Origin of the sequence: Kangiella taiwanensis (assembly GCF_020005165.1) — a bacterium.
Classification (GTDB): Bacteria; Pseudomonadota; Gammaproteobacteria; order Enterobacterales; family Kangiellaceae; genus Kangiella; species Kangiella taiwanensis.
Map to the genome: position 1 here is coordinate 571,195 of NZ_JAHCLT010000003.1, position 16,126 is coordinate 587,320.

The 16,126-nt window shown below is 45.5% G+C and carries 6 protein-coding genes and 1 tRNA gene; all 7 read right to left on the reverse strand.

Annotated elements, in window-relative coordinates; all coding sequences use genetic code 11:
* Position 1: 1 nt before the first annotated feature.
* Positions 2 to 3,262 carry a type I restriction endonuclease subunit R gene (locus tag KFK88_RS11725; RefSeq protein WP_223579956.1) on the reverse strand — a complete coding sequence of 1,087 codons (3,261 nt, stop codon included), beginning with the start codon at positions 3,260 to 3,262 and terminating at the stop codon, positions 2 to 4.
* Entirely contained in the window at positions 3,262 to 5,052 is a 1,791-nt protein-coding gene (locus KFK88_RS11730) for an anti-phage dCTP deaminase (protein ID WP_223579957.1), read from the reverse strand. The genes KFK88_RS11725 and KFK88_RS11730 overlap by 1 nt, the downstream gene beginning before the upstream one ends.
* A gap of 9 nt (positions 5,053 to 5,061) precedes the next feature.
* Positions 5,062 to 6,252, reverse strand: a complete 1,191-nt coding sequence (locus KFK88_RS11735; protein WP_223579958.1) for a restriction endonuclease subunit S — start codon at positions 6,250 to 6,252, stop codon at positions 5,062 to 5,064.
* Complete coding sequence (locus KFK88_RS11740; RefSeq protein ID WP_223579959.1) at positions 6,252 to 8,000, reverse strand: type I restriction-modification system subunit M; 1,749 nt, start codon at positions 7,998 to 8,000, stop codon at positions 6,252 to 6,254. Before KFK88_RS11740 ends, KFK88_RS11735 begins: the two co-directional genes overlap by 1 nt.
* Positions 8,001 to 8,251: 251 nt before the next feature.
* A tRNA-Ser gene (locus KFK88_RS11745) sits at positions 8,252 to 8,342 on the reverse strand.
* Between the two features lie 103 nt (positions 8,343 to 8,445).
* Positions 8,446 to 12,162 (reverse strand): TonB-dependent receptor, encoded by a 3,717-nt coding sequence (locus KFK88_RS11750; RefSeq protein ID WP_223579960.1) that lies wholly within the window; start codon positions 12,160 to 12,162, stop codon positions 8,446 to 8,448.
* The coding region (locus KFK88_RS11755; RefSeq protein ID WP_223579961.1) for an Ig-like domain-containing protein at positions 12,155 to 16,126 on the reverse strand (3,972 nt) is incomplete at its 5' end. The genes KFK88_RS11750 and KFK88_RS11755, both read right to left, overlap by 8 nt.

Here is a 16,126-nt window from a genome sequence, read left to right on the forward strand (position 1 = left end):
ATTACCCCTGACCCGTTCCATCTCTAACTATATGCTGGATAGAGCTAACGATAGCTTTTGCGTGATCAAACCCAGCACCAGCCTCTTTACACATTTTCATTGTCGAAGGCAGTAGCTTCTTCTGGATAGCACTTTCCATATCTTGTGGGTTCAAGGAGTTTTCGTGAACCGCTGTGTCTACAGCTTTATCGCACTCGAAGGCAAAGTCTATCCAAGACTGTAAGTCGTCTTCATGGATCGTTCTAAAGGTTTCTGGGAGCTCTTTCTTAAATACACCAAAGAAAGCTTGAGCTTGTTTATGATCTTTAAGCTCACTAGGTATTCCCTCAACATCACGCTCCTCAACCTTTTCCTCAAACTCTTTAAAAAGCATGTATTGTTTCATAGGATGATCAAACTGGCTTTCTGTCTGCTCAATCAATTCTCTTAGAAGCTTAGAGAAGGCTTCCTGAGCGTACGGATCGTCTCTTAAATCCTGTTCAATGGTTTTAGTAACACGAGTTTTAATAATATCAGTTTCGTTTCGAGTCTTTTCCTCTGACCAATCGTCGACCTTCTCGCCGAGCCCCATCTTGCCAACTTCATAAACTCCTTCAGACTCTCGAACTTCTACACCAACAACGTGTTTATCCATTAACTTACGAATACTGTCCGCATACTCACTATAGTCGACACTTTCACCAATCGCATTTTGTACGGATTGGCGAATGCCTGTCATAGTTTTAAGGGTTTTCTTATATTCTTGGCGATCTTCATCGCTAAAACTCTTGTCTTCAAAGAAGTTTGCAGACTGTAAAGCGACTTTTAAACATGATGAGAACTCTTTTAATGCATCAAAGAACTCGTCACGAACTCGCTGGTTGCTATCAACAAGTTCACCATTGACTTCTTTTGTTTTGGGCAATAATACTTGTCGGAATTGCTCTGTATCACCGCGATTCTTAACTGAGTCGAAGAAGCTCCAGACTTTTTTATGCAACTGTGGCAACTTTCGGTACTCGGTATTCATGTGGGAATAGAGCCCCTCGATATCGTTAATATCATAACCGCCCTGAGTTCGAGCTGCTAAATCCTGATATTTACCGATAGCTGTATCCAACTCAGCGAGAATGCCTCTATAATCAATCAAGTACCCATGCTTTTTACTAGGATGCAGGCGATTTACACGAGCAATGGCCTGAATGAGGTTATGCTCTTTTAAAGGCTTATCAATATAAAGCACCGTATTTTTAGGCTCATCAAAGCCGGTTAGTAGCTTATCCACCACAATGAGTAGCTTTAGCGCAGGGTCTTCATCAAAACGCTTAACAATATCCTTGGTGTACTTCTCTTCATCCTGATTGCCGATGTTATCTTTCCACCACTGTATAACTTCCGGGACATCCTCAATATTTTTATGCCCCTCACGCATATCGGGCGCCGACATTACAATCGCACTTTCAAACAAACCCAACTCATCGAGGTACTTTTTATACTTAACGGCTGAATCCTTACTGTCGCAAGCAAGCTGAGCTTTTTGATCGTCCTCAAGGTTCTGCGTCAAATGCACCGCAATATCTGCCGCAATCAGCTTTATGCGGTCTTCTGAACGATAAACTTCACCTTTCTTGGCGTACTTACGCTTTAAGTCAGCAACTTCTTCTTCATTCAGCCCACCCGTTAAGCGTTCAAACCAAGCATCAATCGCCCGCTCGTTGACGTCTAAATCAGGCACACGCTCTTCATAAAGTAGCGGCGTAACTGTTTTATCCTCAACGGCACGCTGCATGGTATAAGCATGGATAATGGAACCAAACTTACTGGTCGTCTTATCGTCTTTTAGCAGCGGTGTACCAGTAAAGGCAATGAAGGAAGCGCTTGGAAGCGCTTGGCGCATACGAATATGGTTTTCACCATCTTGACTTCGGTGTCCCTCGTCGATGAGAACGATAATATCCGAGCTGTCGTTATGACATTCAGGTAATTTGGCAGCAGAGTTAAACTTCTGAATCAGCGAGAAGATAATTCGCTGCGTACCTTGCCCAATCTGTTTTGCCAACATTCTGCCAGAAGTCGCCAGCGAATCTTTCTTATCTTTTTTGCTATCGACCTCACCACTCGAAGAGAAGGTATTGCTTAACTGGGTTTCAAGATCTTTTCTATCGGTTATAACAACTACCCGGCATTTCTTCAGGCGTTCATTGAGAAGTAACGCTTTCGACAAGAACACCATGGTTAAGGACTTACCCGAACCTGTGGTGTGCCAAATAACACCACCGCGACGTGAACCATCGTCGTTTTTCTGCTCGACTCGCTCCATTAGCTTTTTAGTGCCAAAGAACTGCTGATAACGTGCAACGATTTTACCGATTTTGCTATCGAACAAGACAAAGTAACGAGTTAGTTCTAATAAACGCTCTGGCGTTAACAAACTGATGAGTAGTCGATCTTGCTTGGTGACCGCCAAATCACCACCAGCAATTAAATCATCATACCAATCCTGGTATTGCTTTTCTCGACATTCGAATATCGCTTTATGACTACTTTTAGTGAGCTTTGTATTTTTTAACGAATCTAACTGTTCATCCGCAAAATCTTCCTCTCGCCAAGCCGCCCAGAACTTGAAAGGTGTGCCGCAAGTACCATAACGTCCATCAACACCACTAATACTCAGTAATAATTGGCTATAAGCGAATAAGTGAGGAATTTCATCAGGATGCTGATTACCAATGGACTGTTCAATACCTTCTCTAACCGTAGGCCCTTTACTCGCATGCCCATCAGGACGTTTAGCCTCAATTACCACTAAAGGTAGTCCATTAACGAAACAGACAATATCGGGCCTTCTAGTACCAACTCCACCGTTTCGCGTGACACTAAATTCGTCGGTGAATAAAAAGCTATTATTATCTATGTTATCCCAGTCGATAACTGAAACCGTTGGATGAGCTTTTTTGCCCTTGATAATCTCAGTAACAGAAACCCCATAAACTAAAGCGTTATAAATCTTCTCGTTCGCTTTAACCAGTCCCTCATTTAATTGAGGCTGTAGATTAGCGATAACAGTATCTACGCTACTGTCGCTGAGGAAGTATTTCTCGCCATGAAACTCAAACTGACGCTTCTTCAACTCCTCCCGAAGCACATCAACTAACACCACCTCGTTATAGCTACCACCTCGAAGCCTAAGGGCTTCCTCTGGACTTATAAACGTCCAGCCTAAGTTTGCCAACAATGTTAGCGCAGGGATCTTAGCGCTGTATTCTTCTTGGAGTTTCAGCATTAGAAAGGCTTCCCATCATTTTTATACGATTCCCATAACTCAATAGCAGCCTTCTCTATATCTATATAGGATTTTGGAATTAATGGGGTTCTAATTGGTGCGTTGTCTTTGCTCCATTCTACGACACTTCCATCCTTTTCTTTCCTACGCAGCTTTGAGCCTGAACCCAAGCTCATTGAAAATAGATCTAAAAATCGTCTAGGCCCAATTCCAATAAAAGGTTCAAAAGAAACCAAATTATTAGTTTGTGAGAGAGATTCAAGTTCGGAGCGTAACTCAATGGATTCGGAGTGAAACTCTAACGCACGGCTTTTAGGATATGGCTCGACGTACACAACTCTAGTTACACCACTTGCTATAATATGCTTTGCGCAGTTATGACAAGGGAATGTTGTACAATACAACGTAGTACCCTCTGTAGGTATACCAGCTCTACTACAAGAAAGCAGAGCATCCATCTCGGCATGGGCAATACGCCCAAACTCCGTTAAGTCAGATATTTTACTATCCAATAGCAGCTTTCTTAGTTCATCTTTATTTTCATCGCTGACTAATTTGTTGTGAGTAAGTTTTTGAACAATTCCATCTATGATTTCAGACTGAGCCTGCTTATTTGAATCAGCCTCCCTTGTATAGTCTTTACCATCAGGGTGGTCTTTTACCTCACCACTTTCTTCATCGGCTTCTGCCCAATATAAGCCACCTCCTGATTTAGGTACATCGTTTGCACCTGTAGCTATTATTTGCTTTTCTTTGCTTATTACAGCTCCTACCTGTCTTGATAAGTCTCCAGATCTTACGGAACTATTAAAAGCCATAAACATCGCAAACTCGTCAAAGGTTGGATTTTTGTAAGGGTGTGAAAATATTAATTCAAGGAATCTTTGTAATCCATATTTAACATGATCATTATTACTTCCTAAGTTTAAAAAGAAATCAGCTAGGTGATAGGTATCTCTTGTTTTTTGACCATGAGGTAAACTTTCATCTTCATCAATTATAATGAGCTCTTGAGCCTGTTCTTGGGTACATCCTTTATCTTCAGTAAGAAACTTGTGCCTTCTCTTTTCATCTGCATGAATACCAATTAAATAAAACCCATTCCCATAAATTTTCCTAAGGAACTCAACTTCCCTTGGATGCTTTAATGAATTGACAATGTAAGCCGTTTTGCCCCTGTCTGGATTGCGACTCTTTGAAATTTCTTTTGAAACACCAGCTGCTAATATTGCATTATCACCACTAGTTTCTCGAGAGGAGTCACCCTCAGACATATAATGCCTTATACGCTCATACTCATCGGTTCCACTTAAAGGCGTAAGAATCGATGAGACCCTAATTTCTTCAACGTGATACCCAAATCCCTTTAACCTATCCTTTAATGGTTCAGTAACTCTATTTACCTCTGTTCCTACAGCACTTACTACCCCTAAAACTAGCTCACTCTCATTTACACCAGTAGTAAGAAGCTTTTTCTCAATAGACTCAGCACTATTGATATTACTTCTCAAACATTCTTTTTCTTCTTGGATGTATTCTGATTCTTCTAACTTTTCAGGCTGATCCTCTACTTCCTGTGGGTACAATAGAATAGGCACTTCTTTAGATAACCTCTGTTTTCCTGGATCTTTTCCTTGAAACTGTATAGTTCCAGTGGATTGGTACCAGTTAAGAATACCTCCATCAAGCTTTAGAACTTTTTTGTTAGGCTGGCTCCCATCCCACTCACCAGATAACTTGCTTAGCTTTTCCTGTAACTCTTCAAAATTTCCAGTAAATTTCAAACTCATGTTCCCTCCTTAATCTATTTTTACTCTTCTTTTTCCAGTTAAAAGCTGTTGCATTAGCGCTTTTTTCTCTTGTTTCAAGTGCTTGATTTTATTATTCAAAAACTCCAACTCTTTATCTGTTGCGGATAGCGCCTTGCCAATAGCTACTTGCTCTCTAATTTCAGGACAAAAGAACTCTGTTTTATCGAAGTCTTTCATAGAAAGCTCTAGGAAAGTTGATCCTGATGCTTTTCTCTTAAACTCATTTACTTTAAACGTAAACAAATAGTATAAAAACTCTACAATAAACATTTCATTAGGTATCAAGTTCTTAAAACCCTGATTAGTGGTTATTTCATTCTTAGAAATAGCCATCGCTCCAATTGTGGCCCTTGTGCAGATCAACAGACTACCTTTTGGTAGCAATTTGGCTGAGCTGAACTTTACCCCTAGTTCGGTAATTTTCCTCTTTGTTTCATATACATATTTTGTTTCCAGTGCAGTGACATCAGTAGGCGTTAGCCATGAAATTTCACCATCCCAAAACTCTATTTTACTGGTGGCAGGTGTGCCACCCGATGAAGTTTCTCCCATATTTGAAACTTTATACTTTCGCCACTCACCACTAAACCTAACGCCGTTGTCGTCTAGGAGGCGTTTTTTGCCGGTAAGGAGTTGTTGCATGAGGGCTTTTTTTTGTTGTTGGCTGTTTTTTAGGAGCTTTTCGGTGGTTGTGATGGCTTTGTCCCATGTAGATAGGATTTCAGCAATTTTCTTTTGTTCGGGGAGTGGCGGCAAAAGAAATATATAGGGAGTTATGTGCTTGTTGTTTATTTGAGGAATTGTAGATGTATCTGCAATCCTGTGAAGCTCCTCACGAATTAGACAATAATATAGGTACTCAGTTATAAGACCGTCCTTTGGGTAAAGTGACATCATGTTAGAGTCTAGATAGATGTCCTTTGCAGCAATGCGAACTTTATTGTTCATGATAGCTGCACCTCTTTTTGGGAATATCACTGCGCCTTTTCTTATTACTTTCAATTCATCATCCGTAAATGTACGACTATCAATCTGATACTTCGAACAATTGTTCATATCTTCTACTTTTACATAGGGATACTTTCCTACTTGCTTTAACCGCAAAGAAGACGGAGCTATTCCAGAAGCTATGTTTACAAAACTACCAAGTTTAGTTCTTTCCCAACCTTCAGGAATCATTACTTACTCCCTCCGTCACCTGCCGCTTCCGTCGTCTTGCCTCTCGCGTCACTTATACTTCCTGGCACATCGTACCCTAACTCCTTCAGATACTTCTCCATTTCGCTTTCTAGCTGATTAAGCTCTTGGTTAAGTTTTAGTCGCTCTTCTCTGACGGCCATAAGGTCGATTTCTTCTTCTTCTTCGAAGGTGTCGACGTAGCGCGGGATGTTGAGGTTGTAGTCGTTTTCTTCTATTTCCTTTAGGGTCGCGATATAGGCGTATTTATCGACCAGTACGCCGGTGTTAGTTTCTGAGTTAAACCCTTCGTCGTTCATGGCTTCATTGAACTTTTCGGTCAGTTCTTTCGAGCTTTCTGTGGTGCTATCCATACCGATTGGGTCGTTACCGTCTTCTGCGCCGAGCAGTTCGCGGTATTTACGGTAGGTTTGCACGACGCGACTAATATCGTCCTCGGTTAGCTGGTTTTGGTTCTTGCCGGCTTTGAAATGCTTTGAGGCGTCGATGAAAAGGACTCGGTTGTTTTCTTTGTGGTCTTTTCTATCTTTACGGAAGATTAGAATCGCCGCTGGAATACCGGTTCCGTAGAATAGTTTTTCTGGTAAGCCGATTACCGCGTCGAGTAGATTTTCTTTAATAAGCTGAGTACGAATTTTTCCTTCGCTGGAAGAGCGGAATAGAACGCCGTGTGGCACGACAACGCCCATACGACCGCCTTTGGAGCCATTACTGTTTGGCTTTAGGGTTTCAATCATGTGGGTAATAAAAGCGTAGTCGCCTTTCGTTTTAGGCGGCACACCGCGACGGAATCGACCGTGCGGGTCGTTTTCGGCTTCGTCATGGCCCCATTTATCCAATGAGAACGGTGGGTTGGCGGTTACGACGTCGAATAGTTTTAAGTTGCCATCTTTGTTTAAAAGCTTTGGGCTTCTTAGCGTATCGCCCCATTCGATTTTGTGGTTGTCTTCGCCATGCAGGAACATGTTCATTTTAGCCAGCGACCAGGTCGAGCCGATAGCTTCTTGGCCATAAAGCTCGTAGCGCTTGGAGTTGTAGTGCTTTTTAATCCAGTTACTGCATTTTAAGAGTAGCGAGCCAGAACCACACGCCGGATCACAAATGCTTTCGCCCTCTTTCGGAGCAAGGATACGCGACATTAAATCCGAGACTTCTGGTGGCGTATAGAATTCACCGGCTTTCTTACCACCCTGGGCCGCGAACTTACCGATTAGGTATTCGTAGGAGTTACCAATGACATCAAGATTGCCGACGCGGCTTGGCTTGAGGTTCATTTCAGGTTTCGCAAAATCTTCAAGCAAATGGCGCAGAATGGAGTTCTTTTGTTTCGCATCACCTAATTTATCGGTGTTATAACTGATGTCTTGGAACACCGACTTGCTGGCGTCTCTTAGCTTCTTACCATTTTCTTCTTCGATTTTATGGAGCGCCTTATCGATACGTTCGCCATTACCGATTTCATGCCGCTGTTCGTATAAGTCATAGAAGCTACAACCCTTAGGTAAAACAAAGCGCTCAGACTTCATCAGCTCTTCAATCACTTCTGGATTATCGCCGTACTCTTTCTTGTATTCGTCATAGTGATCTTGCCATACATCCGAAATGTACTTTAAGAACAACATGGTTAAGATGAAATCTTTGTAGGTATCTGCTGAGACTGTACCGCGGAAGGTGTCGCAGATGTTCCACAGGGTCTTGTTTATATCATTTTGGTCAATTTTTTCGGTCATTTGTGCTTTTCTTTTAATGTATTGAAGAGTTTCTCAGTATTTTTATTTTACTGATTATATTTGGAAGCTTCCCTGTTTAATTATTTGAACCAGTCTATAGCTCCATTGATACTAGCTTTAAAAGTGAACCAGTTCAACTTTTCAACAAAGGCAAATTTGCATTGACAAAGCTATAAGGGAAGAGTTGGTAAAGAAGTTCAGGCATAAAAAAACCGGCAATTAAGCCGGTTTTTGAATCTCTTTCGAGAATATGGCGGAGAGGGTGGGATTTGAACCCACGAAGGGCTACAAACCCTTGCCGGTTTTCAAGACCGGTGCATTCAGCCGCTCTGCCACCTCTCCTGATTTGCGCGAAATAATACCGTAACAATGGATTAGATGGAAGCCCTTTATTCAAAAAAGTGTCACTTTTTTAGGGCTTCTACCTAAGTTTTGTACAGTTTGTTTAATATTTACCCACGAAGTTGATAAACCAGCCTTCGTAGTTGAAGTCTAGGTTGGCTAGGTTGTCGCTGAACTCGGTGAAGTTGTAGCCTATACCAATCTTGAAGTTGTTGCTGATGTGGTAATCCGCACCGGCTAACCAACCTTCGCGCTCATCCTGGCTTTCTTCAAGTTCTAGCCAGCGGTACTCTAGCAAGGCGTCCCATTCGCTAATCAGGTGATAGCGGGTTTGGGCTGCGTATAGGTTCGCGGTACTCTTGAACCATGCGCCTGAGCCACGGTTTTCGCGGACTTGGCCACGGCGGTGCGCGATTTTGGCGGCCACTTTCCAGCGTGGGTTAAAGCTGTAGATACCTTCAAATGAGTAGATATCTGACTTTTGATCCGCGCCTGTAGTGACTTGCGCTAAGGTTCGTAAGTCGTACAAGTAGGTATATTTACCGAGCAATGCCCAACGGGTGTTATCGATTGGTCGGTAGGCGAAACCTAAGTTACCTTCAACGAACTTGGCATTTTGCGCAGGGTCGATAAGGTCTTCGGTGTCGGCGTAGTTAATACGCGCAGCTAAACGCCAGTCTTCGGTTAAGCGGTAAGTTAGGCGATTAGTCGTTAACCATTGCTCACGCTCTTCCGCCCCGCTATCTTCGCGGTATTCGATTTTCGAGCTCCAGTCCGCGTCTTTCGAACGGTAGCCACCGCTAATGGTTGCTGCCTGACGGTCGACAGGGCCGGAAATCGCATCAAGATTACCGTCCTGCAAGTTGAAACCAATGGTCCAGCCTTGCGACGGATAGTAATCCATACCGAAAGTATGCACGATGCCTGACTCTTGAGGCGCTTTGAAGTGCTGGCTTTCGTTATAAATCGTCACTTGGTTCGATAGGCGCAGTTTTTGGCCTAAAACAATACCGTCGTTGATCTGCGAGCCGAACACGTTTTGCGTGGTGTCTGTCGAGTAGGTATAACGACCATACACTTGGTGCTCGTTATTGATCTGGTATTCCGCAGTTAAGCTGGCAGCGTCGCCACGATGCCCCGTGGTATATTCTGCGCCAATCGATGAGCGGTCACCAAACAGGTAACGCGTACCCACAGTGAATAAGTCATTGTTGTCATACTCGCCACCGTCGTTGTCCAACGTGAACTGCCCTACGGTGTATACATCCCAAGTCTCGCCTATGCGATGGTTATACTGCAACGCAGCCAAAGTCGCTGAGGTTTCGACACCAAGAATGGTTTCTTCAAGCTGACGTAACTCAGTAGTGATATCGATCTTTGGTGTAATCTGATAGTTCACGCCGACTTGTGCCTGGCGTAAGCTGTTATCAGCACCACGCTCGTAATTGCTTGCGCGAGTGGTAATCGAGACGTCATCACTAAAGTAGCCGTTAACTTCGGCACCAGTTTCAGTCGTTTCTTCGTTCAAAGTGCGACGTGCGACCGAGAAGCCTGCATCAGTTTCACGGTGCCATGCGCCTGCTTTCCACTCATGCTCTGACCAACCTAACTCTTTAAAGTTAGCGCGGGCTTCGATGGAGTAAGCACCGCCGTTCTTGTCCGTGACCTCATCCGTTGGATCAGGCACAACTTCATCGAAACTGAAACCACCGTTGTCGGAGAAGAATGTCGCCGCTTGATTCGCTTCTGAGTCAGCGGATTCTACTTTAAGGTAAGTACCACGACCTGCCTGCAGCGTGACGTCTACGCCCGCTAGCTGGTAATCATCACCAGAGCGGTTCTCATCGACAAACGTACCGCCGACAGCAACATGCTCGCCGAGCCATACTTTAGCGCGACCACCAACGGTTGTGCTATCTGCTTCAAAGCCTGACGGACGGTATTCGTAATCGACCAATAAGACGTTGTCAAAGCCGTCTAGCGGCTGATCACGAATAATGGTGTCTAAGTTACGACGCGAAATTTGCGATAGCGGCGTGGTCAGAATAATACGACCTTGAAGCTCATCAATTTCGTAGTCTGCGCCACGTTGTAGATCAACGCGCGTTTCCACACGGCCAGTGGTGTTATCACGAATTTCTAAGGTGACTTTGTCTGACCCCGGCAAAATGTCGGTATGCTTTAAGTAGTACAAGCTACCGCCCGTGCCTAAGAATTCAACATGCCCCAGTGCGGTTTGTGCTTCAGAAGCAAAAGCTTTTACCTGCGTTTTTGCTTCGCCTAGCTCAGTGGTATCAAGCGAACGCCAGTTAATCGCAGCGCCGTACAGCGAGCGTGAGTACTGGGCAAATTCGTTGCCTGTTATACCTGTGTTGAAATTACCCCAAAGCGCTTGGCTTTTGTCCCAGTCGACGCGAACGTAGAAACGGCCTTGCGTATCGACGTCGCGATAGGTCGTCGAGTCGTCACCATACACTGGGTAATAACGGTCAGGGTCAAGACGGCGGAAGATATCTTGAGGGTCTTTATCCAAGAAACCGTCAAACATTTCGTCAAGCTCACGCTCCTGAGTATCCGCTTGTGCGGTGATCAGGTATTTACCTTTAATCTTGCCTTTTAAGTAAAACGCGAGACGACCTTCCATCAGGAAGTCATCTTCGAACTTGTCACCCTCGTCAACTGCTTGAATACTGTCAGAAACTGAATTCTTTGACGCGGTTAAGTCAGCTAATGCGACCATAAACATATGTTCGCCAGTAACATCTACCGTTAAGTCGTTAACGATTTGTTCGTCTTCTTCATTACCAATAACAACATTGAACTTATGTTGGCCGACCGGTAATAAATATTCAGCGACAAAGCGACGTTCTAAATCAACAGGAATAATATCGCCGTTGATCGTCATAGGCTGATTTTCAGGAATGTCCTGACCAAAGATTCTGACACGCGAACCGTAGATTGGGATATTCTGTTGACGCAGATTATTTTGACCAAAGGTTTCACTTTCGATCAGCTGGTTCGCCAGTTGCTGATCCGAAATTTCGTCTTGAGACTCACCACGACGAATTTGATCCGCAAATTGCGCGATATTATTTTCCTTTTCTTCAGGAGAAACCAGCAACAAACTCTTAGCAGTGGTTTCATCCATGCGCCCTTCTTTGTCATAAGCACGAAGAACGTAAATAAGGCGATCACCTTGAACTAATGGTCGATCTAGGGTTAGCTGTCCATCCCAAGCATAGCGGCCATTATTGGTTACTTCTAAAGACTCAGTCGCCAATGGCGTCACTAAATCTGTATCCGTAGCATCAAATACAGTCAGTTCTAGGCGGTCAATAAAAGCGGCATAGTTTGAGTAATAGCTAAAGTTAACTGGCTCAACGACCTTTCCGTTTTCGAATGCAACCACTGAAGCACCGCTAACACCTAATGATGGTGGCGTTAATGTTGGATCTTCTGTTGCCCACATGATTCCGCCATTAGGCAATTGAATCAACATTTTACCCGCAACATCGGCACGCTTTTGATCAGGTTGGAAGCCAGACTCATCGTAGGTATAAATGTCTCGATAACCGATGTCGACTCGACGGTCTTGTTGCATCTTCGACTTTTCTACCGTTGTAGCCGCCGATTCACCTTTACTTTTCACTCTGAAAATCAAACCTTCTTCAGTTTTACATTCAGAGTTATCACAACTGTACTCTTTCGCTGGCTCTTGTGGCTCAGCACTGAACGCCTCAGGTGCCAAGCTGAACAGAATAGCTCCCAAGCCAAAGCTTAATAGCGGTTGTGCAACATTTTTTACCATTAACCTACTCATGGCTCGCACCTCCTGCTGAAGCTTCATACTGGCCTGGAGCCACCTCAATTCTTACGTTTTTAATCAACTTTTCACCTAAGTGCTTTTTCAATGCGCTATAGACTGCATCGGCGCGCTGTAAACCTAAGCGATAGTTATATTCTGAACTACCACGAATGTCAGCGTAGCCGGATACCCAGATAGCGCCACCGCCCTTCTCTTTGAGATAAGCAGCGATCGTCTTTAAAACTTCCTGGTGCTCTTCTACTATCGATGATTTATCAGTATCGAAGAACAGTTGTCCAAGCTCAACACGGTCGCCCATGCTGATAAAGTTACGGCCATCGACAACGTCAGCAGCGTGAGGATTAATTTTCACTTTGACGTTTTTAGCGATACTTGGCTTAACGTTTTGCAAAATTGCCTCACGCAACACTGCCGCACGGTCTAGGGCAATAGGAATACCGCCCCCATAGCCGTTAATAGTTAAGGTCGCGCCTTTCGATTGGTTAATCTTATCCGCGATGCCTTGAAGCGCTGAGCGGTACTGTTCTTTGATTTCAATACTGTTGTCGTCGAACAGCACGGTACCCATTTCAATTTCAAGCTCACTCGACTTGTCTAACGCAGGCTCTTTTGGCTCTGGTAATTTAACACCGAAGTCAAAACGTACCGGCATACCTTGTGTCAAGCGCTGAACTCGAGGGTTCTCGGTCGTGAACACACTGCCCGATGGTAATGTCGCTGGGTCAACTTTCATGATGAAGTTTCTACCGCGAGCATAATTTTCAACTTCTAGCGCATTCAAGTGGAATCGGCCATAAGCGTCAGTTTCAACAATTAAACCTTCGACTGTGGCGATTCGCACGCCTGGAATACCGCGCTCATAGATACCGTGGTTGGTAATCACGAAGTCGACGCGATAACTATCGCCTACTCGTGTGATATGACGCTCAACACCAATTTTTTGGCCTGATAGATCATCCGCCACTTCATCCGAGTGCTCAACACGCGTCTTGCCATCCGCATCCATCATCAGTTTGGTGCCTTCATCCGTAGTTAGGACGAAGTCATCCGTGAAACGTGGCTCGCTCATAAGCTGTGAAATGACCATGGTGTAGTTCGACGCAGGGTCCATTACTGAGTTGCGGCCACGCAATGTACCCAACTCAATACCATGATTGATCGGTGCGCTAGCATCCGCTTCAGGCTGTGGCCCATTACCACGGTCAACAGTGGTCGAATCCGCTATATAAGCCGACTCATCAATACCACCACTCACGCTAATGCCTGTTGCAGTCGCATCGTCCTGCCAGCCATCACCGTCACGGTCGTTAAACACTTTACCCATGATGGTCGCCTGCTCAAAGTCAGGATCTGAGGTCATGAATACAGAGACTGTCGCCGTATTACTGATCTTGTCACCGTTAAAGTAAGCCGTAACGCTGTTCACATGCTCCGCGCCTACTGCTGACGGGCCAACTCGCATCATGTACTTGATGGTAGCCGTTTCACCTTCAGCAACGTCAACACCGTCAAACTGTAAAGGTTTGTATGGCGTTATCACGTCATTTCCTGAATTCACGTCACTGATTTCACCACTGCTATCGACATAGCCAAACCCTAGTGGCGGAGAGTCAATTACTTGAACATCCGTTACATCTACAGTGCCTACGTTTTCAACTGTAATGGTATAGCTAACGAAATCGCCCAGCTGCACTTGGTCAGTGCTTACCGTTTTAACTAGACGTAACTGAGGTTTATCAGCTGTTTCAATAACCAGCTCATCGGTGGTTGCATCATCCGCTGTGTTACCTGCATCGTCGCTAACGCTGGCAGTAACGTCATAGGTGCCTTCAGTCAACGCATCAGCGTCAGGAACAGTCAATGTCCAAGTACCGTCACCATTGTCGACTAAGTTACCGTCGCCTTCAGTGTAGGTCACGCCATTCACTGTGACCGTTAGATCATCAGCGCTATCCGCTGTACCCGTAATCACAGGAGTACCATCTGTGGTAGTTAACGGATTAACGGTTGGCGTTGTTACTTGCGTATCCACTGTCAACTCTTGATTAGTTGAGTCGTCAGCTGTGTTAGTACCATCGGTGGCTGTCGCTGTAACATCATACGTACCATCCGCAAGTGCATCAGCGTCAGGGATAGTTAATGTCCAAGTGCCGTCACCATTGTCGACTAAGTTACCGTCGCCTTCAGTGTAGGTCACGCCATTCACTGTGACTGTAAGATCATCAGCGCTATCCGCTGTACCTGTGATCACAGGGGTGTCATCATTTGTTAACACGGTGTTTACGGTTGGAGGCGTAATCTGCGTATCCACGACAAGTTCATCGGTTGTCGCGTCTGATGCAGTATTAGTACCGTCAGTCACAGTTGCAACAACATCATAAGTGCCATCAGGGATTTCGTTACCTGCTGGAATCGTCAGTGTCCAAGTACCATCACCGTTGTCGACTAAGTTGCCGTCGCCTTCAGTGTAGGTCACGCCATTCACCGTCACCGTTAGATCATCAGCACTATCCGCTGTACCCGTAATGACAGGTGTATCGTCGTTAGTTGTCTGTGGATCGACTGTTGGGGTCGTGATTGCACTATCAACAACAAGTTCATCGGTCGTGGCGTCTGATGCAGTATTAGTACCGTCAGTCACAGTTGCAACAACGTCATAAGTGCCATCAGGGATTTCGTTACCTGCTGGAATCGTCAGTGTCCAAGTGCCATCACCGTTGTCGACTAAGTTGCCGTCGCCTTCAGTGTAGGTCACGCCATTCACCGTCACCGTTAGATCATCAGCACTATCCGCTGTACCCGTAATGACTGGAGTATCGTCGTTGGTTGTCTGTGGATCGACTGTTGGGGTCGTGATTGCACTATCAACAACTAGTTCATCGGTCGTGGCGTCTGATGCAGTATTAGTACCGTCAGTCACAGTTGCAACAACATCATAAGTGCCATCAGGGATTTCGTTACCTGCTGGAATCGTCAGTGTCCAAGTGCCATCACCGTTGTCGACTAAGTTGCCGTCGCCTTCAGTGTAAGTCACACCGTTGACCGTCACCGTTAGATCATCAGCACTATCCGCCGTACCCGTAATGACTGGAGTATCGTCGTTAGTCACTTGGGAGTTAACCGTTGGTGCGTTTTCAGCAATATTAGTCACTTCAACCGTGGCTAACTCGTTTGCCGTGTTGCCATCACTGTCCGTCGCCGTGATTTGCACTTCGTAGACATTGTCCGCGTTCGCATCCGCTGGCGCTTCAAAGTCTTGCGCTGGCAGCGTCAACTCACCCGTCGCTGGGTCAATCGTGAACAAGGCTTGATCCGCGCCACCAGTAATGGTGTAAGTCACGGTGCCCACTGGGGCGTCACCTGGGCTCAAGTCCGCCGGTGCCGTGGTGTGCGCCGTATTCTCAGGCGTGGTTTCCACAATCGGTGCAATGTCCAAGTTCGCCGTTTCCGCCACGTCGGTCACTTCAACCGTGGCCAACTCGTCTGCCGTGTTGCCATCACTGTCCGTCGCCGTGATTTGCACTTCGTAGAGGTTGTCGGCGTTGGCATCCGCTGGCGCTTCAAAATCTTGCGCTGGCAGCGTCAACTCACCCGTCGCTGGGTCAATCGTGAACAAGGCTTGATCCGCGCCACCAGTAATGGTGTACGTCACGGTGCCCACTGGGGCGTCACCTGGGCTCAAGTCCGCCGGTGCCGTGGTGTGCGCCGTATTCTCAGGCGTGGTTTCCACAATCGGTGCAATGTCCAAGTTCGCCGTTTCCGCCACGTCGGTCACTTCAACCGTGGCCAACTCGTCTGCCGTGTTGCCATCACTGTCCGTTGCCGTGATTTGCACTTCGTAGATATTGTCCGCGTTCGCATCCGCTGGCGCTTCAAAATCTTGCGCTGGCAGCGTCAACTCACCCGTCGCTGGGTCAATCGTGAACAAGGCTTGATCCGCGCCACCAGTAATGGTGTA